Origin of the sequence: Aeromonas sp. FDAARGOS 1417, from assembly GCF_019046985.1 — a bacterium.
Lineage (GTDB): Bacteria > Pseudomonadota > Gammaproteobacteria > Enterobacterales > Aeromonadaceae > Aeromonas > Aeromonas veronii.
The window spans coordinates 4,304,822-4,328,999 of sequence record NZ_CP077221.1; the positions used below are offsets into that span (position 1 = coordinate 4,304,822).

The 24,178-nt window shown below is 57.9% G+C and carries 17 protein-coding genes; 7 read left to right on the top strand and 10 right to left on the bottom strand.

The annotated features are described in order from the left end of the window. Positions 1–19 precede the first annotated feature (19 nt). Complete coding sequence (locus I6L47_RS20080; RefSeq protein ID WP_021229121.1) at positions 20–1,714, top strand: NAD-dependent malic enzyme; 1,695 nt, start codon at positions 20–22, stop codon at positions 1,712–1,714. Positions 1,715–1,799: 85 nt separating this feature from the next. On the opposite strand, the gene I6L47_RS20085 is transcribed toward I6L47_RS20080, so the two are convergent. The 4 genes from I6L47_RS20085 to I6L47_RS20100 all read right to left on the bottom strand — a co-directional run bounded on the left by I6L47_RS20085 (position 1,800) and on the right by I6L47_RS20100 (position 6,299). Next, positions 1,800–2,837, bottom strand: a complete 1,038-nt coding sequence (locus tag I6L47_RS20085; RefSeq protein ID WP_123173541.1) for an OmpA family protein — start codon at positions 2,835–2,837, stop codon at positions 1,800–1,802. A 232-nt stretch (positions 2,838–3,069) separates the two neighbouring features. After that, complete coding sequence (ompA, locus tag I6L47_RS20090; protein WP_216948189.1) at positions 3,070–4,068, bottom strand: porin OmpA; 999 nt, start codon at positions 4,066–4,068, stop codon at positions 3,070–3,072. A 306-nt stretch (positions 4,069–4,374) separates the two neighbouring features. Next, complete coding sequence (ompA, locus tag I6L47_RS20095) at positions 4,375–5,394, bottom strand: porin OmpA (RefSeq protein ID WP_013723997.1); 1,020 nt, start codon at positions 5,392–5,394, stop codon at positions 4,375–4,377. Positions 5,395–5,702: 308 nt separating this feature from the next. Then, complete coding sequence (locus I6L47_RS20100; RefSeq protein WP_042052636.1) at positions 5,703–6,299, bottom strand: hypothetical protein; 597 nt, start codon at positions 6,297–6,299, stop codon at positions 5,703–5,705. 258 nt (positions 6,300–6,557) lie between these two features. Here I6L47_RS20100 and I6L47_RS20105 point away from each other — a divergent pair, with 258 nt between their 5' ends. Both I6L47_RS20105 and I6L47_RS20110 read left to right on the top strand, forming a co-directional pair. Next, on the top strand, positions 6,558–6,824 hold the full coding sequence (locus I6L47_RS20105; protein ID WP_005338367.1) for a DNA-binding transcriptional regulator: 267 nt from the start codon (positions 6,558–6,560) through the stop codon (positions 6,822–6,824). A gap of 199 nt (positions 6,825–7,023) precedes the next feature. Then, positions 7,024–8,364 carry an APC family permease gene (locus tag I6L47_RS20110; RefSeq protein ID WP_005338365.1) on the top strand — a complete coding sequence of 447 codons (1,341 nt, stop codon included), beginning with the start codon at positions 7,024–7,026 and terminating at the stop codon, positions 8,362–8,364. A 71-nt stretch (positions 8,365–8,435) separates the two neighbouring features. On the opposite strand, the gene I6L47_RS20115 is transcribed toward I6L47_RS20110, so the two are convergent. Together I6L47_RS20115 and I6L47_RS20120 are read right to left on the bottom strand one after the other, a co-directional pair. Then, entirely contained in the window at positions 8,436–9,311 is an 876-nt protein-coding gene (locus I6L47_RS20115) for a patatin-like phospholipase family protein (protein ID WP_005338362.1), read from the bottom strand. Positions 9,312–9,356: 45 nt separating this feature from the next. Further along, the gene (locus I6L47_RS20120) at positions 9,357–10,895 is read right to left on the bottom strand and encodes a sensor domain-containing diguanylate cyclase (protein ID WP_216948190.1); all 1,539 of its coding nucleotides are present in this window, start codon (positions 10,893–10,895) and stop codon (positions 9,357–9,359) included. Positions 10,896–11,092: 197 nt separating this feature from the next. On the opposite strand from I6L47_RS20120, the gene I6L47_RS20125 reads away from it, so the two are divergent. The 3 genes from I6L47_RS20125 to I6L47_RS20135 all read left to right on the top strand — a co-directional run bounded on the left by I6L47_RS20125 (position 11,093) and on the right by I6L47_RS20135 (position 17,784). Then, positions 11,093–12,142, top strand: coding sequence for an efflux RND transporter periplasmic adaptor subunit (locus I6L47_RS20125; protein WP_216948191.1), 1,050 nt, complete (start codon positions 11,093–11,095; stop codon positions 12,140–12,142). Beyond that, entirely contained in the window at positions 12,142–15,258 is a 3,117-nt protein-coding gene (locus I6L47_RS20130) for an efflux RND transporter permease subunit (RefSeq protein WP_150390426.1), read from the top strand. Before I6L47_RS20125 ends, I6L47_RS20130 begins: the two co-directional genes overlap by 1 nt. A 174-nt stretch (positions 15,259–15,432) precedes the next feature. Beyond that, positions 15,433–17,784 carry a YgiQ family radical SAM protein gene (locus I6L47_RS20135; RefSeq protein ID WP_216948192.1) on the top strand — a complete coding sequence of 784 codons (2,352 nt, stop codon included), beginning with the start codon at positions 15,433–15,435 and terminating at the stop codon, positions 17,782–17,784. Between the two features lie 84 nt (positions 17,785–17,868). On the opposite strand, the gene I6L47_RS20140 is transcribed toward I6L47_RS20135, so the two are convergent. The 4 genes from I6L47_RS20140 to I6L47_RS20155 form a co-directional block, all read right to left on the bottom strand. After that, entirely contained in the window at positions 17,869–19,380 is a 1,512-nt protein-coding gene (locus tag I6L47_RS20140) for a hypothetical protein (RefSeq protein WP_216948193.1), read from the bottom strand. A gap of 386 nt (positions 19,381–19,766) precedes the next feature. Further along, on the bottom strand, positions 19,767–21,266 hold the full coding sequence (locus tag I6L47_RS20145; protein WP_216948194.1) for a histidine-type phosphatase: 1,500 nt from the start codon (positions 21,264–21,266) through the stop codon (positions 19,767–19,769). 288 nt (positions 21,267–21,554) lie between these two features. After that, entirely contained in the window at positions 21,555–22,133 is a 579-nt protein-coding gene (locus I6L47_RS20150; RefSeq protein ID WP_254204779.1) for a hypothetical protein, read from the bottom strand. Between the two features lie 421 nt (positions 22,134–22,554). Continuing rightward, positions 22,555–23,163, bottom strand: a complete 609-nt coding sequence (locus I6L47_RS20155) for a short chain dehydrogenase (protein ID WP_005347588.1) — start codon at positions 23,161–23,163, stop codon at positions 22,555–22,557. Between the two features lie 105 nt (positions 23,164–23,268). Between I6L47_RS20155 and I6L47_RS20160 the strand changes: the two genes are divergently transcribed. Further along, a complete protein-coding gene (locus I6L47_RS20160; protein ID WP_069526313.1) occupies positions 23,269–24,150 on the top strand; it encodes a LysR family transcriptional regulator in 882 nt (293 codons plus the stop codon). The last annotated feature ends 28 nt before the right edge of the window (positions 24,151–24,178 follow it).

Genomic DNA, 24,178 nt, shown 5'->3' on the forward strand with positions numbered 1-24,178 from the left:
CGTTTAGGTACCAAGATCCATGTTTGAAGATAATAACCAGAAACGTCCTCTCTACATTCCCTACGCCGGTCCCGCCCTGCTGGAGACCCCTTTGCTCAACAAGGGCAGCGCCTTCACCAGCGAAGAGCGCAGCAACTTCAACCTCGAAGGTCTGTTGCCCCAGAATATCGAGACCATCGAAGAGCAGGCCGAGCGCGCCTATCGCCAGTTCATGGCGTTTGGCAACGACATGGACAAGCACATCTACCTGCGCAACATCCAGGATACCAACGAGACGCTCTTCTACCGTCTGCTGCACAACCACCTGACCGAGATGCTGCCCATCATCTACACCCCGACGGTGGGCAAGGCGTGCGAGGAGTTCTCCAACATCTATCGCCGCGCCCGTGGCCTGTTTATCTCCTATCCGGACAAGGACAGAATCGATGACATGCTGCAAAACGCCACCAAGCAGAACGTCAAGGTGATAGTGGTGACCGATGGCGAGCGGATCCTGGGTCTGGGTGACCAGGGTATCGGCGGCATGGGCATTCCCATCGGCAAGCTCTCCCTCTACACCGCCTGTGGTGGCATCTCGCCCGCCTACTGCCTGCCGGTGGTGCTGGATGTGGGCACCAACAACCAGCAACTGCTCAATGACCCCTTCTATATGGGGTGGCGCAATCCGCGTATCTCGGGGGATGAGTACGCCGAGTTTGTCGATGCCTTCATTCAGGCGGTCAAGCGCCGCTGGCCCGACATCCTGCTGCAGTTCGAGGATTTCGCCCAGAACAACGCCATGCCACTGCTCAACCGCTACAAGAACGAGCTCTGCTGCTTCAACGACGACATTCAGGGTACTGCAGCGGTGACGCTGGGCAGCCTCATCGCCGCCTGCAAGGCCTCTGGCGCCAAGCTCTCCGAGAAGCGGGTTGCCTTCCTCGGCGCGGGCAGCGCCGGTTGCGGTATTGCCGAGCAGATCGTGGCGCAGATGAAGGCCGAAGGGCTGACCGATGCCCAGGCCCGCAGCCGTGTCTTTATGGTGGACCGCTTTGGTCTTATCACCGACAAGATCCCCAACCAGCTCGACTTCCAGCGCCGTCTCTCCCAACCGGTGGAGCGCATCGCCGACTGGCCGGTGGGTGACAACATCTCCCTGCTGGAGGTGATGGAGCACGGTCGCCCGGACATCCTGATCGGGGTCTCTGGTCAGCCGGGGCTGTTTACCGAAGAGGTGGTCAAGACCATGCACAAGCACTGCGCCCGTCCCATCATCTTCCCGCTCTCCAACCCCACCTCCCGGGTCGAGGCGACGCCGGCTGACCTTATCCGCTGGACCGACGGTCAGGCGCTGGTGGCCACCGGCAGTCCGTTTGCACCGGTGGAGCACAAGGGCAAGCGCTACGTCATCGCCCAGTGCAACAACTCATTCATCTTCCCGGGGATCGGCCTTGGCGTCATCGCCTCCGGCGCCACCCGGGTGACCGACGCCATGCTGATGTCGGCCAGCCGCGCGCTGGCGGAGTGTTCGCCGCTGGTGAAAGGGGAGGAGGGATCTCTGCTGCCGGATCTGGCGGATATCCATCAGGTCTCCCGCTACATCGCCAAGATGGTGGCCAAGACCGCCATGCTGCAGGGCAAGGCGGTGCAGACCCCGGACGAGGTGATCGATCAGGCTATCGAGGCAAACTTCTGGCATCCGGAATATCGCCGCTACCGCCGCACCTCGTTCTGATTTCTGCGAAAAGACGCAAAGCAAAAGGGATGCCTCGGCATCCCTTTTTACTGCACGTCTGACATGGTTATCGCCTCAAGATCAACTACTCGCTGCCGCCCTGTACGCCGGTGACGCGCACCTCGACCCGGCGATCCGGCCCAAGGCAGTCGATGAGCGCCGCTTTCGCCTTGATGGCATCACACTGGTTGCCGGTGACCGGATTGCTCGCGCCATTTCCCTGGATGCTCACCTTGTCGGCAGGCAATCCCTTGCTGATCAGAAAGTCGGCAACGGTTTGGGCCCGAGCTTCTGACAACCGCTGATTGTTGGCATCCGAGCCGATACGGTCGGTATATCCCATCACCACCGCACTGCCATCCTTGGGCTGAACATCGACGATCTGCTGGTAGAGATCGTCCAGCGCACTCATTCCCTCCTGCTTGAGATCGGCCTTGCCAAAGGCGAACAACACATCGGAACTGAGGTTGAAGGTCTGATCCACCACCTCCGGTTCGGCCGGTGGCGGGGGGACCACGACCGGGGCGGGCGTGGGGGCCGCTTCTTTGGGTTGGCTGCGGTTCGGGTGGATCACCAGCTCCAGCGTGGCGGTGCTGATGTCGCTGACCCAGCGCTGGGTGCCGCTGTTGGCTTTGCCGTTATCCGGATCATCGCCAACGCGCACTATGTAGCGATAGCGTGCCTGCAGATCGACCCAGTCATGGAGCCGGGCCGTCACTCCCAGACCCGCCAGCGGCGCCAGGTTGTCGTCCCCGCCATTGACCGACTCGACGTGATAGATATAGCCACCGCCCTCGGCAAAGAGCGAGAACATCTCGCTGAGCGGCAGGCGGCCAATGACTGACAGCGTGGCTCCCTTGCTGTTGAAGTCATGGCCGCTGATATCCCAGTCACCGGTGGAGAGATAGCCAATCTCGGCCCCCAGGTTTTCCGTGAAGTTGTAGCCGCCAAACAGGGAGAGCGCAGTCGCATCCTTGCCGACATCCTGACTGAAATCATTCAAATTGTGGGCAATGGCCCAGCCACCGCCAACCCCGGCATACCAGTCGTGAACCGGTTCCGCTTGTGCGCCTGTGCTCGCCAATGCCAGTGCAATCCACACAGGTTTTACTCTTATGTTCATCGCGTATCCTCGTCGATGTATGGTGTAGTAGGGTTGCCTGCTGGTCAAACCCCACACTTATGTATAGGTGACGGGCTGTTTTTAACCACCAAAGAGGTATGGGGAGCGACACGCCGTGAACTAGGGCGCGAGACGGGAAGAGGAAGGGGGCAATAGAGGGTTGCAAGGTGGGTGAAATATGCGGCAAGAAAAAGGAGGCCAGGTGGCCTCCTTGTTATGTCGGACTGGAGGATTACTGTTGTACTTGCTGCACGCCGGTGACGCGTACTTCTACACGGCGATCCGGTGCCAGGCAGGAGATCAGCTGAGCCTTGCCCTTGACGCTGTTGCACTGGGTACCGGTGACCGGATTGGCTTCACCGCGACCTTCGATGGCAACTTTGCCAGCCGGCAGACCTTTGCCAACCAGGAAGTCGGCTACGGTACGGGCACGCGCTTCGGATAGTTTCAGGTTGTAGGCATCAGAACCGATACGGTCGGTGTAACCGACGACCACGGCGCTGCCATCTTTCGGCTGAACATCAACGATCTGCTGATACAGGGTGTTCAGCGCTGCGACACCTTCTGGCTTGAGGGTGGATTTGCCAAAGGCAAACAGCACGTCAGAGCTCAGGGCAAAGTTCTTGTCGACCAGTACCGGCTCGGGAACCGGCTCAGGCGCAGGGGCGGCAACCGGGGCAACATAAGAGGTGCGATTCGGGTGCATCACCAGCTCCAGGGTCGCGATGCTCATGTCGCTCTCCCAGGTTTTCTGCTCGTCACCCAGATTCCACAGATAGCGGTAGCGTGCTTGCACATCGATAAGGTCGGAGAGCTTGGCAGTCAGGCCCAGACCCGCCAGCGGCGCAGTGCCGTTGTCGCTGTTGCCATTGCCGTTGACGTGATTGAAGTAGGCACCGCCTTCAGCAAACACCGAGAATATGTCGCCCAGCGGCAGGCGGGCGATACCGGAGAGGGTGGCACCCTGGGTTTTGAAATCGGCACCGTCAACGCCCGCTTTACCGGCGTAGAGGTAGCCCAGTTCAGCTGCGTAGTAGTCGTTGAAGTTGTAACCGCCGAACAGGCTCAGCGCAGTGGCATCTTTGTCAGTGTCTTTGCCAAAATCATCCAGACCGTGGGCATAAGCCCAACCTGCACCAACACCGGTGTACCAGTCATCGGCAGCCTGAGCTGCGGTACCTGCGGCGGCAAGCGCCAGTGCAATCAGGGTAGGAGCCATTTTGAGTTTCATCGGTTTATCCTCGTTGTGTTAGCCCATGTCGGGCAATGCACTTGTTTTTATTGCTGCGAAAAATCGCCAGCAAAGTGGATAGCGAAGGCTTTGGACTCTCATGATGCAGTGGCGTCATGGACAACAGACCGGACAAGAAGCGCTTTTTAGTGCTTATCCAATACCTTACAGGCGCAACTACTTTATGCTTTCGAGACGGGGCAGGCAAGGGCAGGGAGGCGGGACTGAGGGATGCAAGCGAGAACGAGACAAACAAAAAGGGATGCCGCAGCATCCCTTTTTTCGCACTATCTGAACGAGGTCAGATTATTGCTGAACTTCTTGTACGCCAGATACGCGAACTTCTACGCGACGATCCGGAGCCAGGCAGGAGATCAGCTGAGCTTTAGCAGTTACGCCGTTGCACTTGGTGCCGGTAACCGGGTTAGCTTCGCCACGACCTTCGATGGCAACTTTGCTGGCAGCCATACCTTTGCTCACCAGGAAGTTGGCAACGGTACGGGCACGGGCTTCAGACAGCTTCTGGTTGTAAGCGTCGGAACCGATACGGTCGGTGTAACCAACAACAACAGCGTTGCCATCTTTCGGCTGGAACTCAACGATTTGCTGATACAGACCGTTCAGGGCTGCAACGCCTTCCGGCTTCAGGGTATCTTTGCCGAAGGCAAACAGCACGTCTGAGTTCAGGGCGAAGTTCTTCTCTACCACTTGCGGAGCAGGAGCCGGCGCTTCTTCAACTACCGGAGCAGCTACCGGAGCTACGTAGGAAGTACGGAACGGGTGGTATACCGCTTCCAGAGTAGCGATGCTCTGGTTGGCTTTGTAACGCTCACCGTTGGCGTGCAGGTCAGCGACGTCCCACATGTAGCGGTAGCGAGCTTGCAGATCCAGCGCGTCATTTACCTTGTAAGTCACACCAGCACCGGCCAGCGGGGAAACTTTAGTGTCGCTGGTACCCAGACCATCGGTGTGACCCCAGTAGGCGCCGCCTTCAGCGAACAGGGAGAAGTCGTTGCCAACCGGCATACGGGCGATACCGGACAGGGTGGCACCCTGGCTCTCGTAACGGTTGCCGTCGGTGTTGCCACGACCGGTGTACTGGTAGCCCAGTTCGGTACCGAAGTTTTCGGTGAAGTTGTAACCCATGAAGGCGTTGGCAGCTGCCGCGTCTTCCTGGCCTACATTGGTGCTTTCCAGCTTGTTCAGGCCGTTGAAGTGAGTAGCACCGACACCGGCACCGAAGTAGATGTCGTCAGCGGCGTGAGCAGCGGTAGCACCCAGAGCAGCCATGGCGATGGCGATCATGGAAGGAGCCATTTTCATCATAAAAAAATCCTCGTTGAGATCGCACGTTATTCACGTGCTTCACACTTTGTAATTTATGTAAGCTGCAGGCTCCGCCGTACGGCTGGCGTCGAGTCTGGCAGATGACCCGGTATAACCGGGTTGCACACTCTCCTGGTGTGTCGAGTGCGCTGGCATGGCACGCAATGCGTGAGAAACCACTGCCAGGCAACTGATGTCATTCCGATGACGAGGCGCACTCTATGCCGATTTTAAAACATGATCAAGCTCACAAATGAGCCTTGTGGCAAATTGTGTCGTGCCCTTAACTGGCTGTTTATTTTGATTAATTAGTGATCCAGATAGGCCCTGTGCAGTTTCTTCTCCAGCTTCATATAAGCCTGAACCCAGTCGCTATGCGGGCTGGCCGGATTCGCTCTGGCGGCAAAGACCGCAAGGTAATCTGCCTGGGTTGCGCTCTGCAGCAGGGGGGTAAATGTCATCAAAAAATGTCGGGCCAGATAGGGGTCAAGGGGCCAGATGTTGAGGATGGCGCGAGCCACAGGCTGAACCGCAGCTGAACAGATGAAGTGGCGGTGTCCCGCCTCCAGCCAGTCGGCCATCTCGCACATGCCCGATTCGGGCACCAGACCACCATCACCCGGGGTGGTTGCCAGAGCAATTGCCTGACCATTTACCGTGACGAGCTGCTCATTGTTATGCAGGGTGCCGTCATGGCTGCGCAAGGCCAGGTCCGGGCATGCCTGTTCAAGAAACAGGCTGCAGCTCTCCGGCAGGGCGGCCAGCAGTTCGCTGGCGTGGCTGGACATCAAGGCCGGAAGCCAGAATGCTTCGGCGCGATATTGTTCACCTTGCAGGCGCTGTTGTGCCAGTTCTTCTGTGCTGGATACGGGGTGCAGGCGAGAGATAATGCCGGGAAACGCCATACTTATTCCTCTTAATGGGTATCCGGCGGATTATACGAGTTATTGGGGGGGCCACAATAAAGGTTTCTTTTCGAGACTGTTTACCTGAGGCGGCTGAGCGATTACCATCCCCCCTTGAAGGCAAGGGTTGTCGCCGAAAGGCGCTCATAAGATAGAGGCTCGACCATAACGAGTCCGAACAAAACTGATACACTTGACTACGAGTCGTCGCGAAAAATAAAAGGCGGAGTAAATCCGCCAAACGGAGTATGGAACATTATGAATTCAAATATCGTCACTGTTGGCAAGAAGATCCGTCAGATCCGTGAAGCGGTCGGTTTGAGCCGTCCGAAGTTTGCAGATTTGCTGGGTGTTCCTCCCACCACGCTGAAAAACTACGAGCTGGGTTACCGTGAAGTTGGGGGCGCCTTCCTGGTTGCCCTGGCGCACCACCCGGATCTGCACAAGTTCACCCTCTGGCTGCTGGCAGACAAGAAAGTCGCCGAAATCGGCCAGATTGGCCCGGATGACCTCGCCAAGGCGTGATCATCGATGTGAATAGAAATGCCGCCTTCGGGCGGTATTTTTTTTGGGTTGCCGATCGATATTTTGATCTAACACGCTTTGAATTATCCATGCAGGCCAACGAGAATAAGCGGCCCCGAAAAGTGGGCCCCTGGTGGTATCTGGCCACCCGAACACTATTACATTCAGGATGATATGAGCAATCGTATGGAGTATGGGTATGAGCAGTAATGAGTTGGATAAACGCTATGGCCTGATGACTGCCATTGCGATGGTGGTCGGCGTGGTGATCGGCTCCGGTGTCTTCTTCAAGGCCGATGATGTACTGCGTCTGACTGGCGGTAATCTGGCCATTGCGCTGCTGGCATGGGCGCTGGGGGCATTTTCGATGATCTTCGGCGCGCTGGTGTTTGCCGAGTTTGCCCAGCGGATCGAAAAGTCCAACGGTATCGTCGATTATGCCGAAGCGGCATACGGCAAAATGTTTGGTTATCTGGTGGGGTGGTTCAAAGGCGTACTCTATTACGCCCCTCTTTCCGCCATCCTTGCCTGGGTCGCCGCTCTGTACACCATGATCTTGCTCGGTAGTGATAATCCGACCAACTCTGGTGCGACCTGGATACTGGCGGCTGTCTATATGACGGTCACCTATCTGATCAACTTCTATACCCCGGTCCTGGCGGGCAAGCTGCAAGTGGGCTCTACCCTGATCAAGTTGATCCCGCTGATCCTGGTTGCCATTGTGGGCACCATTTCAGGCTTGCTCAATGGTGTCACCGTGACCAACTTTGTGCAGGCAATGGATGGGATAGGAAGCACCGGAGGCACTCTGGCCACGGCCGTGGTTGCCACCGCCTTCGCTTATGAGGGGTGGATTGCCGCTGTGACCATCAACAGCGAAATTCGCGATTCCAAGAAGAATCTGCCCAGAGCGCTGGTGATTGGCACCCTGATAGTCTTTGTGGTCTATGTCACCTATTTTCTGGGGATCGCCAGCGTCTTGCCGACGGACGAGATAGTGGCGCAAGGGGATAACGCGGTAAATCTCGCGACAACCAGCCTGTTTGGCGGGACTGCCTCGACCATTTTGACCGTGTTCGTGATTATCTCCTGCCTCGGAACACTCAATGGTCTGGTGTTGGCGACCATGCGCATTCCCTACTCGTTGGCGATCCGCAATCAGGGGCCAGCCCCCAAGTGGATGAGCCGTATCGAACCGCATCACCACATGCCAATCAACTCGGCCCTCGCGGCAGCCTTGTTGTCGGTGATCTACTCAGTGTTGTGGTACTGCAGCATCAACGAGACATTCGGTCGTTACATCGCTCTGGACGAGATGCCGATCGTGCTGATTTATGGCCTCTATCTGTTCCTCTATGTCTGGTACATGCGTACCTTTACCGAGTTGGGCTGGATAAAGCGGTTTGTGATCCCGACCTGTGCCACCCTGGGTGCGCTCATCATTCTGTATGGCGGTATCACCAATCCCAGTCTGGGACTCTATCTGCTGGTCTCTGTGGGGGTGATTCTGCTCGGGTTGCTCTTCTACCGTAAGGAGTAACCGGGTAAGTGAGTTGAAAAAAAAGCGCCGAATGGCGCTTTTTTCATGTGTAAACCGCAGCATGTCGACAACTAACTGCCCAGCAACCCGAGGCGGCCCAGTTCATCCTTGAGCTGATCGAGATTGCGCTCGACGCAGGCTTCCCCCTCGTTGATGGCATCGCTGGCACGATGAAAATCCATGATGGAGAAGCTGCCAAGGCGCGGGCAGAGCTGGATCTCCGGCGGATCACCGGCCATCCGGGCGCGGGTGATCCGCTCCTGCATGATGTTGATGGAGCCACTCATCACGCTCCACAGACCCGGGGTGGCTGGCGCGGATTCACCGCGATTGAGCCACTGGCTGAGCAGACCGCCGCTGCCGGGTTGATCCGGCTCGTCGGTCCAGGGCTGGTGCATGTCGGTGTTGAGGTTCACCGCAATCACCACCTCGGCCCCCATGGCGCGGGCCAGCGAAATGGGCACCGGATTGACTACTGCGCCATCGACCAGCCAGCGGTCGTTGATCCGGGTCGGGGTGAGGATCCCCGGCATGCCGCAGGAGGCGCGCACCGACTGGCGCAGCGGGCCCTGTTGCAGCCAGATCTCGCGGCCGGTATCGAGCTCGGTGGCGATGCAGGCGAAGGGGATGGGCAGATTCTCGAGATCGGGATCCCCCAGATGGCTGGCGGCAAGGCCAAATACCTTTTCGCCGCGAAACAGCCCGCCGGAGAGGGCCGGGTCGAGCAGGCTGACCACCTGCAGGCGGGTAAAGCCGCGCACCCAGGTTTCCAGCCGATCCAGTTCTCCGGCGGCATAGGCGGCACCGACAAAGCTGCCGATGGAGCAGCCAGCGATCAAATCCGGTTTGATGCCGAGACGTTCAAGGGCGCGGATGACGCCGATATGGGCCCATCCTCTGGCGGCGCCGCTCCCGAGAGCGAGCCCTACGCGGGGTTTACGTGGCACGACAGTCCTCCAAAAAGGGGTTGAGAGGTCAGCTTACTCCGAGAGTCAGGAGGCGTCACCCTGCCATCTTTCGCTGCGGTTGCGACCGTTGGCCTTGGCCTGATAGAGCGCCACATCGGCGCGGCGCACCGCCTCGTGCAGGGGAAGGTTCTCCTGGTGGGGCAGATAGCCGAGGCTGATGGTGACCTCCAGCCCGGGTTCGATGGCGGTCCAGTCGTGATCCGCCACCGCTTTTCTCAGCCGCTCCGCCAGCTCGCCGAGCTGCGTTGCACCAGCGCGGCCAATCAGCAGCAGAAACTCCTCGCCACCCCAGCGGATCAGGTGGTCTGTGGGTCTAAGCTGCTGCTGGCAGATCTGCACCAGCCGGATCAGTACGATATCGCCGACGGCATGGCCGAAGTTGTCATTGACCCGTTTGAAGTGATCCGCATCGAACATCAGGATCCCCGCTTGCAACCGGGACAGCTCTCCCGCCTGCTCCAGCAGCACCAGATAGTGGCGGTTGAAGGCGCCGGTGAGGGCATCGTGGCAGGAGAGGTAATTGAGCCGCTGGTTGAGGCGGTGGGATCTCAGGTTGGAGAGGGCGGCCAGCAGCATAAAGAGGATGGCGAGCAGGGTCGGCGTGGACTGGCAGAGCATGGCCCACACCAGTGGCAGCAGGGTGACGTTGTGCACCAGTCGCAGCGGGGTATCGGGGATTGCCATGGTCAGTTGCAATGCCCCTTGCCGCCACTGGTATTCGTCGGTCGGCTCGGGGTCTTGCGGCACCACGGGTTGGCGCGCGCTGCTGGCCAGCACCTGATGGTACTGATTGAGCAGCAGATACTCCCCCAGCGCCGGTGCCAGCTGATTGAGCTGCGATTGCAAGCGTGAGAGCAGGATGTCCATGCTGATCATCCCTACCAGCGAGCCGTCCTTGTAGAGAGGCTGGGACATGGTGACCATGGTGCCCAGTCCGGCAAAATCTTCGTAGGGGCGGGAGAGAATGGTGTCCCGGCTTGGGTTGGGTGACATCAGCGCATCCTGCCAGTAGTGCTTGTCATAGATGCTGCGGGCAAAGCGAAACTGGCTGGAGGGGATCCAGGGATAGAGGTAGATAAAGTTGTCCACGCCAGTGAAGTAGGCCCAGGCGATCTCGCTGCCCAGGCGCTGGCTGGCGGTGGCCAGCAAGGGAGAGAGGCTCAGGGCCAAATGAAGTTGCGCCTCCCGCGCACTGCCGGGGGGCGGCAGCGGGCCGTCACCGGTGAGGTTGCCCGCCAGTCCGGCCGGTAAATCCCCAGGGAGCTTGTCGAGGGCCAGCCCCTCTGGCAGTACCTCGATATGGCGATAGAGCTGGCGGGTGAGCACCGACTGGGGGTCGCTGCGCAGTCGCTCTTCGGCCTGCCCGCGCATCGCCTCCAGAAACACTTCGGTCTGTTTGAACCGATCCCGCAGGTAGATGGCGCTATTGAGGGTATCGCTCTGGTAGAGGCGTTCTATCTGTTTCAGGCTTTGCCGCAAGGTCAGACCAATCAGCAGGATGACCACGGCAAACAGGAGCCAGGTCAGGCGTGTGAGAAAGCGGTGGTCAGACATTTTGGGCATAGGCAGTCAGTCGGGTTGCGAAGGAAATTGTCGTTAGTGTATGCGATGTGGCGTGAAAACAAACGGCGCGACCTGAAACAGAGTGAGCTTATCCCGCTCTTGTTACGTTTTGTCACATTTATACATAGTCACGGCATAGTCTGGGGCTAAAATGGCCCCAATCTGGATTTACCCTCTCACTCTTCATGGACTGTTCGATGAAAATGCGTATCTGGCTCGGCTTGGGCCTTCTTCTAATCGTGGTTGCCGGCGTCTGGGCGCTGCGTCACAGCGAACCCGCCGCCAAAGCACCGACCAGACAGGTCAATATCCGCACTCAAACCGTCAAACAGAGTCTGGCCGAGCCGACCCTCAAGCTGGTGGGCAAGCTGGCGGCCAATCGTTCCGTCATCATCAGCCCCGAAGTGACCGGTCGCATCGTCAAGATTGCGGTGCAATCTGGCCAGAGTGTGGCGAAGGGGGAGACCCTGATCGCGCTCGATGCGGGCAAGCAGCAGGCTGAGCTGGCCGAGCAGAGCGCCAGTCTGCGCGACGAGAACCGCAAGCTGAGTGATATGCGCAAGCTGGTGGCCCGTGGCGCCGTGACCCAATCCGAGCTGGAGGGGCAGGAGGCCACCGTGGCCCAGGTGCAGGCACGCCTCGATGCCGCCCGCTACGAGCTCTCCCTGCGTACCCTGCAGGCGCCCTTTGCTGGCACCGTGAGCCTGATTGATCTGAGCGAAGGGGCGCTGGTCAACAGCGGCGATACCCTGCTGCATCTGGATGAACTGGACAAACTGCGCCTCGATCTGGCGGTGCCGGAGCGTTACCTCTCCCTGCTGCGCCCGGGCATGGCGGTCACCGCCACCAGTACTGCCTGGCCGGATCAGCAATTCAACGGCACTCTGACCACCCTAGATAGCCGCGTCTCCAACGATACCCAGAACATCAAGGCGCGGGTGATGATCCCCAATGGCAACGGTCAGTTGCGTCCGGGCATGCAGCTCAATGTGGAGCTGGCGCTGCCTGCCCAGCAGCTCACCCTGATCCCCGCCCAGTCGGTGGAGTACGCTGGTGAGCAGCGCTTTGTTTACCGTCTCGAGGCCGATGGCCGGGTCAAGCGGGTGCCTGTGGTGCTCGGTGAGACCGAAGGGGAGACCGTCTGGGTCACCGAGGGGCTGAAGGTCGGCGATCGCATCGTGGTCGAGGGGCTGGTCAACCTGCGTGATGGGGTGCAGGTGCGTGATCTGGCCGAGGTGAACGGCTGATGTGGCTCTCCGATATCTCAGTTCGCCGCCCGCTGGTGGCGGTGGTGCTCAGCGCCCTGCTCACCGTGTTTGGTCTGGTCGCTTTCAGCAAGTTGACGGTGCGGGAGATGCCCGATGTACAGATCCCCTCGGTCTCCATCACCACCACCTATGAGGGGGCGGCTCCCGCGGTGATGGAGAGTCAGGTCACCAAGCCCATCGAGGATCAGCTCTCCGGTATCAGCGGCATCAAGAACATCAACTCCATGACTCGCAAGGGGCGCTCGATGATCACCGTCGAGTTCAAGCTCGGCTGGAACATGGTGGAGGGGATCTCCGATGTGCGCGATGCCCTATCCCGCGCGCGGCCCCGGCTGCCCGATGATGTGGACGAGCCGCTGGTGACCAAGGACAGCGGCAACGGCGATGTGGCGATCTGGCTCAATTTCAGCAGCAGCCAGATGGATCGCACCGCCATGACCGACTACGCCAACCGGGTGCTGGTCGACCCCCTGAGCTTGGTGGACGGCGTGAGCGAAGTGGCGCTCTCCGGCGATCTCACCCAGGTGATGTATGTGCGGCTGCGTCCTGCAGACATGGCGGCCCGTGGCATCACGGTGAGCGATGTGGAAGAGGCCCTCAAGCGGGAGAACATCGAACTGCCGGGGGGGGAGATCCGCAACAACTCCATGACCATGGCGGTGCAGATCGCCCGTCTCTATCACACTGCGGAAGATTTCCAGCAGCTGCAAGTCACCACAGCCGCCAACGGCCAGAGCGTCTATCTGGCCGATATCGCTGACGTGGAGGTGGGAGCCAAGAACGAAGACAGCGCCTATCAGCGCAACGGCAAAGAGAGCCTGGGTATCGGCATCGTCGCCCAGTCCACCGCCAACCCGCTGGCAGTGGCGCAGGGGATCGAGAAGAAACTCGGCGAGATGCAGCGCTTCCTGCCGGAGGGGGCCAAGCTCGAGGTGGATTACGACTCCACCATCTTTATCAAGCAGGCCATCGACGAGGTGTACGAGACCCTGGCCATCTGCGCCGTGCTGGTGGTGGCGGTGCTCTATCTGTTCCTCGGGCAGGGGCGCACCACGCTCATTCCGGCCATTACCGTGCCGGTGTCGCTCATCTCTGCCTTTATTGGCGCCTGGTATTTCGGCTTTTCCATCAACCTCATCACCCTGCTGGCCCTTATTCTCGCCATCGGTCTGGTGGTGGATGACGCCATCGTGGTGGTGGAGAACATCCACCACCATCTGCAGCGGGGGGAACCGCCTCTGCTGGCCGCCTGGCACGGCACCCGCGAGGTGGGCTTTGCGGTCATCGCCACCACCGCCGTGCTGGTGATGGTGTTTGTCCCCATCGCCTTTATGGATGGTATGGTGGGGCGGCTCTTTACCGAGTTTGCCATCCTGCTCTCGCTCGCGGTGCTCTGCTCCTCGCTGGTGGCGCTGACCCTGACCCCGGCCATGGGCTCCTGGCTGATGCGCCCGCTGGATAAACCGAACCGGCTCACCGCCGGGCTCGATCGCGGGCTCGGCTGGCTGGAGGGGCACTATCGCCACCTGCTGGCGTGGGTGCTGCGTCGCTCCCGCTGGACGCCGCTGGTGCTGCTGCTCTGTCTGGGCGGTATCGGTGCCCTGTTTACCCAGCTGCCGACCAGCCTTACCCCGACCGAGGATCGCGGCGTCATCTATGTCTTCGTCAAGGGGGCAGAGGGGACCAGCATCGAGCGGATGAAGCGCAACATGCAGCAGGTGGAGTCCGCCATCATGCCGATGCTGGGCAAAGGGGTGGTGCAGGCGCTGAGCTTCAGCACCCCCGCCTTTGGCCGTGGCGGCGATCAGACCGGTATGGTGATCATCCAGCTCACCGACTGGGCCGAGCGCGACGTCACCGCCACCGAGTTCTCCCGCTCGCTCGGGGCCAAGCTCTCCGGCATTCCCGATGTGATGATCCGCACCTTCCAGCCCGGTTTCCGCGGCGGCTCCACCGCGCCGGTGCAGTTCGTGCTGCAGGGTAACGACTATGCCGAGCTCTACCAGCAAGGGTTGGCGCTGCAACAGGCGGCGCAGGGCAGCGGCCTGATGCTGAGCCCGGATCTCGACTATGCCGAGAAGACCCCCGAGCTGCAGGTGACCATCAATCGCGACAGCGCCAGCCAGCTCGGCATTCCGGTCTCCACCGTGGCCAACAGCTTGCAGACCTTGCTGGGCGGGGCGAGCAAGACCACCTATGTGGACAGGGGCGAGGAGTATGACGTCTACCTGCGCGGCAACCAGACCGAGTTCAACGGCATCTCGGATCTCGGTCGTATCTACCTGAAGGCAGCCAATGGCGAAATGGTCAGTCTCTCGACCCTGGCGACCGTCAAGCAGGTGGCGACTGCCAACCGCCTCAACCACTACCAGCGGCAAAAGGCGATCACCCTGACCGCCGATGTGCACCCCGACCACACCCTGGGTGAGGCCCTCGATTTCCTCGATGGTTGGGCCAACGCCAACCTGCCCACCGGCATGACGGTGGATTACGCCGGTGATTCCAAGGATTACCGCGACAATCAGGGGGAGATGGTGCTGGTCTTTGGCCTCGCCCTGCTGGTGGTCTATCTGGTGCTGGTGGCCCAGTTCGAGAGCACCCTGACCCCGGCGGTGGTGATGGTGACGGTGCCACTCGGCATCTTCGGCGGCCTGCTTGGCCTCTGGCTGACGGGGCAGGAGATGAGCATCTACAGCCAGATCGGCATGATCATGCTGATCGGCATGGTGACCAAAAACGGTATCCTCATCGTCGAGTTCATCAACCAGCTGCGCCAGCGCGGTGAAGGGTTCGAGGAGGCGATCATCGCAGGCTCGGTGCGCCGCTTGCGCCCGATCCTGATGACTTCGCTGACCGCCATTATCGGCGCGGTGCCGCTGATGCTCTCCATGGGGGCGGGTTACGAGAGCCGGATGGCGGTGGGAACCGTGGTCTTCTTCGGACTGTCGCTGGCCACCCTGGTCACCCTGCTGGTGGTGCCCGCCATCTACCATCTGATCGCCCGCCACGCCGGCATGACAGGGGCGCGGGATCAACAGGTAGACGAAGCGCTGGCCGCCAAGGGGGCAGGGGAGTCACAGCCTCCGGCGCTCTGACCAGCATCCAAGCGGGGGCCAGTTATCAGCCTTCCTCATCACAAGGGCGCCTGCGGGCGCCCTTGCTATTGCGGGCGGCGGCCTATTCCGCGGGATCTATAGGGACAAAAAGCCATCGCTCCCCTTGGCCGCAACCGGTATAATGCGCGACCCGAATTTTTCCAGGTGTTCAAAATGCAGCCGGTACCCAACCTTTTCTCCTATCCCCGCTATTGGGCCGAGTGCTACGGCACGGCGCCCTTCCTGCCCATGTCCCGCAAAGAGATGGACAAGCTCGGTTGGGACAGCTGCGACGTCATTCTGGTGACGGGGGATGCCTACGTGGATCACCCGAGCTTCGGCATGGCGGTCATCGGCCGCATGCTGGAAGCGCAGGGCTTTCGGGTCGGCATCATCGCCCAGCCGGACTGGTCATCGAAGGATGACTTTATGCGTCTGGGTAAACCGAACCTCTTCTTCGGGGTGACCGCGGGCAACATGGACTCCATGATCAACCGCTACACCTCCGATAAAAAGCTGCGCCACGACGACGCCTACACCCCGGGGGATGTGGGCGGCAAGCGGCCGGATCGTGCGACTCTGGTCTATACCCAGCGCTGCAAGGAGGCGTTCAAAGAGGTGCCCGTCGTTATCGGCGGCATCGAGGCATCCCTGCGCCGCATCGCCCACTACGACTACTGGTCCGAGACCATCCGTCGCTCCATCCTGCTCGATGCCAAGGCCGATATCCTGATTTACGGCAACGCCGAGCGGCCGCTGGTGGAAGTGGCTCACCGCATCGCAGCGGGGGAGACCATCGACACCATGCAGGATATTCGCGGCACCGCCGTCATCCGCAAGGAGCCGCTGCCGGGCTGGAAAGGGGTGGATTCGAGCAAGCTCGACCAGATTGGCCGCATCGATCCCATCATGAACCCCTATATGGAAGGGGCCCCATGCTCGGATGATGCCACCGACGCGGCCCCTGCCGCGCAGGAAGCCCAGCCTGTGCTGGTGCAGCCGGCCAAACCCAAGCCGTGGGAAAAAACCTATGTGAAGCTGCCGGCGTTCGAGCGGGTGAAAGAGGACAAGGTGCTCTACGCCCACGCCTCGCGCATTCTGCACCACGAGACCAACCCCGGCTGCGCCCGCGCTCTGTCGCAAGCTCACGGCGATCGCATCGTCTGGGTCAACCCGCCCGCCTTCCCGCTGGAAACCGAGGAGATGGACGGCGTCTTCGGCCTGCCCTACCAGCGGGTGCCGCACCCGGCCTATGGCAACGAGAAGATCCCCGCCTTCGAGATGATCAAGACCTCGGTCAACATCATGCGCGGCTGCTTTGGCGGCTGCTCCTTCTGCTCCATCACCGAGCACGAAGGGCGCATCATCCAGAGCCGCTCGGAAGAGTCGATCCTCAAAGAAATCGAAGATATCCGCGACAAGGTGCCGGGCTTTACCGGGGTCATCTCGGATCTCGGCGGCCCCACCGCCAACATGTACAAGCTGCGCTGCAAGAGCCCCAAGGCCGAGCAGACCTGTCGTCGCGCCTCCTGTGTCTGGCCCACCATCTGCCCGCACATGGACACCGACCACAGCCCGACCATCAACCTCTATCGCAAGGCGCGCGACCTCAAGGGGATCAAGAAGATCCTGATTGCCTCCGGCGTGCGTTACGACATCGCGGTCGAAGATCCCCGCTATATCAAGGAGTTGGCCAAGTACCACGTCGGCGGCTACCTCAAGATCGCACCGGAACACACCGAGGAGGGGCCGCTCTCCAAGATGATGAAGCCGGGCATGGGCAGCTACTACCAGTTCAAGGAGCTGTTCGACAAATACTCCAAAGAGGCGGGCAAGCAGCAGTACCTGATCCCCTACTTTATCTCCGCCCACCCGGGCACCACGGATGAAGACATGATCAATCTGGCGCTCTGGGTCAAAGAGAACCGCTTCAAGCTCGATCAGGTGCAGAACTTCTACCCGTCGCCGCTCGCCAACGCCACCACCATGTATTACACGGAGAAAAACCCGTTGAACAAGGTGAGCCGCACCGGTGGCGATGTGTTTGTTGCCAAGGGCGAGCGCCGTCGCCGTCTGCACAAGGCGCTGCTGCGCTATCACGACCCCGCTGGCTGGCCGATGATCCGCGAAGCCCTGCTCGCCATGGGCAAGGGCCACCTGATTGGCAATGGCCCGGGGTGTCTGGTGCCGCCGGAAGGTCGCAACGAGCGCGCCGCCAGCGGCAAGGGCATGAAACCGGCCCTGACCCGTCATAGCAACATCAATCACCAGCGCGGTAATGGCGCGGGCAGCAAGGCCACTGGCGGCAAGCCGGTGGGTTCCCAACTGCAGAAAGGGGCGGCTAACGGCAAACCGACCGCACAGGGTGAAGGCAAGAGTGCTGGTAAGGGCAAACCTGCCGGAAAACCTGCCCATAAGGGCAAAGCGCCAACCCGTGCAGGCTCTGCCAAGCCGGGAGCCAAACCCGCCGCTCAAGGCGGCAAACCTGCGACAAAAGGGAATAGTGCCAAGAGACCTGCGCGGTAATATTTCCTGATTGGAAAGCGATAGAAATAAAAAGGCGACCAGATGGTCGCCTTTATATTTCTATAGAAGTTAACGTGTAAATTATTAAAACAATGCTGCTTTTATATCTCTAACAATATTATCACCTGTGCGTTTATCGCTTGGCGTTTTTGCACATGTGACCTGATATCGAGCATCATTAATAAATTTAATCTGGTTGTGGTTACCATCTTCGATTATTTCAAGATTCATTTTATTTAATTCTGAGCGAATCTTAGGAGTGACACCATTATAATTGTTGAATATTTGCTTGCATATATTTATATAACTGGCTTTTGTACCATCGACTTCATTGTGTTTTAGAATGTCTTGGATGATATGCTTTTTTCTAGTGTTTTTAGTTTCATTATCTAAAAATGTTTTAAATATCTCAATGGACAGATCTGAAAATTCGCCAGAGTAAAACTCTTTTTCCTCACCACAAACAAGTAAAGGTGTGCCTTTTTTGGATGTTAATTTCTGTATCTCATCAAAGCGAATTTTTAATACTTGTAGTTCCATGATGGTTTTTTCAAGCTCAGTCTGATTTTCAATTTGTTCTAAAATCTGTGATTCTATTTCTTTCTGATGTTGTTCTTTCAATTGTTCAAACAAAGCTTCTTGTTCTTCAAGTTGTATGAATGCTTCTTCTGCAAGTTGCTGGAATTCATTATTCTCTAATTGCAAGTGTAATTTATCTTTAAGTATGCTGCGTTGATCTCTCTGCCTTTTAGCCCTTACATCACTAGGACTAAAGTGACGTTTTTTGTTGAAGCCATTTGTCGTGTGTGTAATGAAAGATAGGATGGATTGCAAAACATGAAAGCCTGAGTCAATTAGCTCAATAATAGTAGTTTGAGATAGAAGCTTGGTGTGGCAAAAGCCTCTTCCATAAGAAGGGTAAATGATATTTACCGCACCATCCCAAGCTGAGTAGCGCCTTGTTAAAATATTTTCAAAATCCCATGTGTTTATATCGTCATGGGAGTGGATAACTTGAGCCAATCCAAGTAATTGCTCTTGCAGTTTTATAGGGTTAATTAGTGGTTTGTTGGTTTTTTTTAGATTGCTAACAATTACAAGTGGATGTTTTCTGGATTCTCTTTCTATTTCGTAACTAAGAGCTTTGAATGATTCAATTGTGTTGGTGTAATTAAAAACTCTTAGTCCAATTGTTTCATCATGGAGTTGAGCGTTTTGTTGTAAAAAGTTTACTAGTCTTGGTCTTGTAGTTGATGGTATTTCTTTCACCAAGGTACTAATATCACTTGTTTCCAGTAGTATTGATACGGTCGTAGCATCTTTTTCCTGCTTTATTCCTATTTCAGTAATCCATTGCCTGCCTTTTACGGTTTTATCTGGATGACTAAATAATATCGCATATAATTTAGGTTCTCTGTCGACAGCGATATAAGTTCTAACTTTTGCACGTTCGATAGTAAATTCTTCTCCACTCTTGAGCTCATCAATAGTGAAGTGACGTTTTGTTACATGTTTTAGCCATCCAGCAATACTTTGGAATGCTATGTCGGAAATATGTTCACCCACTAACTTAAATTGATTTACATAAATTAACATTTGTTTTCCTATATTATTTAAAAAAATCTTCCATTTTTTTAATGAATCATCAAGCTGAAACTTAAACTAAATATGAGATATGTTCTTTCTGGGCACAGCATCAATTCACCTAATTCAGTGCTACTGTCCATTGATTAAGACTCCAGTTCCGTTACCTATCAAAGTTTAATTGGCGCCATATGGACATATTAAACTGGCGGAGGCTGGGCGGGCGAGCATTTAATTGAGCTTTAGGTCAAAAGAGAGCTGTTTTTTGAGCTTGATCAGCAAATAGAACTGTAAGGCGGCTTTATAGCCATATCCCGCTTTGGCAAACAGGGAAGGGGAGTTAATAGGGGCGACCTGCTGGTCGCCCCTGGTGATTGCCATATCCGGTGCGCGAAGGGTTAGCCGTTATAGCTGTAGCAGCGCTTGAGCTCCTCGAAGTCGTAGTAGTGGCTGCCGCTTTGGTAGGGTTGGCAGCCTGTTTTAAAGGCGATCTCCTTTTCGTTGTAGAGCATCTTGACCAGCACCTGCCGCTGCCCGTTCTGGTAGATATCCCACTGAATATTGGCGGTATAGGGGGAGACCCAGCCGCCGCGCCACTCGTTGTTCTGCTGGCTGAACAGCTGATCCGGGCTGGCCCCCTGACGGCTCCCTTCCAGCTTCATCAGGGCGGCGAGGGGGATAATGGCTTCGGCGTGGGCAAAGCGCAGGGTGGCCCGTCGGCTCTGCTCGCCCTCCACCACCTGACGCTGCACCTCGCCAAACAGGCCGTCGAGCAGCGGCTGGGCAATGGCGTAGGGGGCGCTCTGGTTGGCAAAGCTCGGCCCCTTTTCGTAGAAATCTTCCGCATCGGAGAGGTAGGAGAACCAGGCTGACTCCTGTGGGGTGAGGAACTGCTCCAGCGCCCAGGGTTCGCTGCCCTGAGCCTGCGCTTCGCGGATCATGCCGGGGCCGATGATAAAGAGGTTGTAGAGCATCAGGGCGGCATCCACTTCGTCGCGCACATAGGTCATGCCGCCATCTTCCGGGTTGATGGCGACAAACTCGACGCCGCCCGCCAGATAGTCGACAAAGCCCTTGCTGTAGATACGCTCCAGCATGCTGCGGGCCATCTCTTTGGTCTTGCTCAGGTTTTTAAGCTGATCCAGCGCCCTGGCCAGCTCGGGGGCCGGAGCGATTGCGGCATCCTCGTCACCGATAAAGCGCTGGTAGCTCTCATAGGCGGGCAGGTAGCGGGCGTAATCCCCCTCGGGCGTGGTCTTGTGGAAGTAGAGCTCGAACTTGTTGACCAGCTTTTTGTCGATCTTCGAGGGGTCATCCTGCGTGAGGTAGCACTGCGCCGAGTCGCTGACATAGTTCACGTCGCGCTTGAGGCTCTCCATAAAGTAAAAGGCGCTTTCGTTGGCCCTGTCCTTGCCCGAGGTGACCACCTTGATGCAGTGGGGCTCGCTGCTGTTGAGCAGGGTCGGCAGCCGCGCCGCCAGTCGGGTGGCGAGATTGGCGTGCTCCTCCTTGCCCAGCGCCGAGAGCAGGCCATAGCCCAGTTTCTGGTTGGCGGCCGTCACCAGATCGACCTTGCCTCCCAGCCCCTGCCCGAGAGTGGTGAGCGCCCCCTGGCGCTGCGCCTCTTCCCAGACCTGCTTGGTCAGCACGTCATATTTCGGGCTGGAGAGGGAGCGCGAGCCGTGGCGCGCCACCATCTCGGTAAAGACCGGGCTGAACCCCTGAGGTGCTGGCTCGTAGCTCTCCGCCTGCTGCTGCGGGCTGTAGACCGCTTTGGTGCTGTATTGATAGGCAGTTTTGCCCTGGCTGTCGGCAGACGATTCGTTCTCTGACTGGCAGCCGCCAAGCAAGACCAGCGAGACGGCCAAAGCTACATAAGAAGAGCACGGGAAAGTCATGATGTTCCTTATCTATCCATATGAAAAATAAGTGAAAAACTCTATGGCTTGAAAATGACCGCGGGATGTCAGCCAGATGACAGGCTGATGACTTCTGATAAAGCAGTAAGCAAGGGGAGGGGAGAGAGGATGGCTATAGGGAGGGCAATAGAGGCTCAACCAACCACTGCGCCGGTCACGGCAGAGTGGTCAGTGAGCGCGTTTGGGATGGGGGCTTATTGTCTTACCTCCAGCCCCGTCATCTTGATCCAAGGGGGGGGTAATTAAAGGTTGCCAATTAAGGGTTGCTCAATACCACGCCAATAAGGCATCGAACATGCGGGTATGGGTCACTTGCAGGTTTGCCCCCTTGGCAGAAATGGCTGCGCTATAGAGCTGGACGCCGGGTTCGTTATGACTCTGCACCAGATAGTTTTTATGGCGACAGGTTCCATAGAGAGAGAGGCTTTTTCTCGCGCAGTGGCCAAGAAACAGCACCCCACCAAGGCCGATCATCAGGCCACATATATCCAGCTGATTGATATCCATCAGATTGACGGCGTACAGGGCAAATTGTGCCTCGGCTTGCTGCGCGAGTTCATAGAGTGACACGGCAAACATGGCGCCGCTGAGCAGCAGTTTGAGGCGGGTCAGGCTGGTGAGTTTGGTCTGCATCACGTCCGGCGAGATAAAATAGAGATTCTCCAGATGCCGTCTCTGCTCCTTGATAAGGATCCCGCGCACATTGACATCAACCTCAACCTGGGTCGATTCGCGATAGACCAGCCCCTGTTTTTCCCACTCGTCCGCCAGCATGGCAACCAGCACCGGATAGACGACAATGGCCAGGCCGCAATAAATCGGCAGCGCATGATATCCGCTGGACATCAGCCCAACTGACAATATTGCGAATATATAGGGCGACAAGGCTTTGAGTGCAATTGATGATTTCATCGTTATACATCCATAAATAACGCGTTTTATAAGCGCCGATAGCGCACAGGCAATAGTGGCCGCGCCAATAAGCTGCGGCCAAATAGGGCGTTGGTCAGCGGTAATCCATTCCGGCAAATGGCCTGAAATAGTCCCTTTGCTCGGCAACAGGGACAAGAGCGCCATAGTAAGCCAAACGAGGCCACTCTGACAGTGACCCGGATGACATAAATCTGTGTGCCGCCGTCGAAATGAAATCATATTTTGTCGCTACTCCGGTTCCTCTATGCAAAAAGCCCCGAGAGCAGAGCTTTCGGGGAAGAGGAAAAACATCGACAAGGAATTACAAAGGCATTGGGGTCACACCTGAACCGGATCAGGCATCGACATAGAGCACCTGGCCGCTAATAAAGCCATCGACGGAGCGCTCAAACGCCTTGCCGACCAGAGCTCCCGGCACCGGCTGGAAGCCAGGCATCATCTCGCCATATACGTCCCACGCCTCTTCCAGTACGGTCGGGTTGACCACATTGATGCGAATGCCACGGGGCAGCTCGTGGGCCACGCACTGGACAAAGGTATCGATGGCGCCGCTGGTGGTGGCATCGGCAATGGCCAGCGGGATCGGCTTGATATTGAGGATGCCGGAGATCAGGGTGAAGGAGCCCCCCTGATTGATGTAGTTGAGGCCGATATTGACCAGATTGATCTGCCCCATTAGCTTGCTCTGGATGGTGGTTTGCCACTGCTCGTCGCTCATCTCGCCAAAGGGGGCGTATTCGCAAAATCCTGCGGTATTGACCACCGCATCGAAGGAGCCCACGTTTTGGTAGAGTCGCTCGATGGATTCTCTGCTGGTGATATCCACCTGAAAATCACATCCCTCACCGGAGCGGCTGGCGGTGATCACCTTGTGCTTGCCCAGACCACTGAGGGCGGCTTGCCCCATTTTCCCCTGAGCACCAATCAGAATGACAGTTTTCATCGTTAACCTCGCTTTGCTGGAAGAGCTGCAAGGTTAGAGAGCCACTGATACAATGTAAATCATGGGTGATTTGTATGTGATACAACTGAAATTGGTGAGGTGAGGGTGGAAAAGATCGATATCAGGCAGATGCGGGTGCTAGTGCTGCTGGTGAGATACAAGAGTGTGTCGCGGGTGGCCGAGCTGCTGGAGATCTCCCAACAGGGGGTGAGCAGCCATTTGAAAAAGCTGCGCGATCTCTTTCCCGCCGAGCTCTTTATCCGCCAGAGCGCCGGGTTGCAGCCCACCGATTACGCCTGCGATCTGGCCGCCAGGTTCGAGCAGATCCTGGCCGATATCGACGGGGTCTTTGTGACTGCCCCCTTTGATCCCGCCAGCAGCGAGCGCACCTTCAGGGTGATGGCGAACGAATATGCCCAGCTCGCCATTATCCCAAGGCTGGCGAGCGCCCTGCGCACTCAAGCGCCCTCCATCCGGCTCGATGTGGTGGACTTTCAGGCCGAGCTGCATCTGGAGGCGCTGGCCAGCGGAGAGGTCGATCTGGTGATTGGCTTTGATGCCTATCTCGACCCGGGGTTGCTGCGCGCCACCCTGCGCCGGGATCACTACTGCTGCGTGCTGCGCCGCGACTCCCGATATCTTCCGGACAACGCCCCGCAGGATCTGGCGGCCATCCCCTTTGTGCAGTTCGCCAACAGCGTCGGCAATTTCGAAGGGCAGATGAGCCCGCAGCAGGTTGCCAGCGCGGCGGTGGCGACGCTCCCCTGTTACACCTCGCTGCAAGCCTTTATGTCGGTCAATGACGTAGCGGCCTGCATCCCGTCGGCCATCGCCGCCCTTGGGGATTTTCGTGTGCTGGAGCTGGCCGGGGCGCCGCAGCCGTTCGAGGTGGTGGTCGGCAGACACCGCAAAAGCCAGGGCAATCTCGCCATCGAGTGGCTGGCTGATGTAATCAAGTCGGTCAGCGATCTTGCCATGCCCGGATAACGCCGCCGTTTGCACAGAGCGGCCGCCA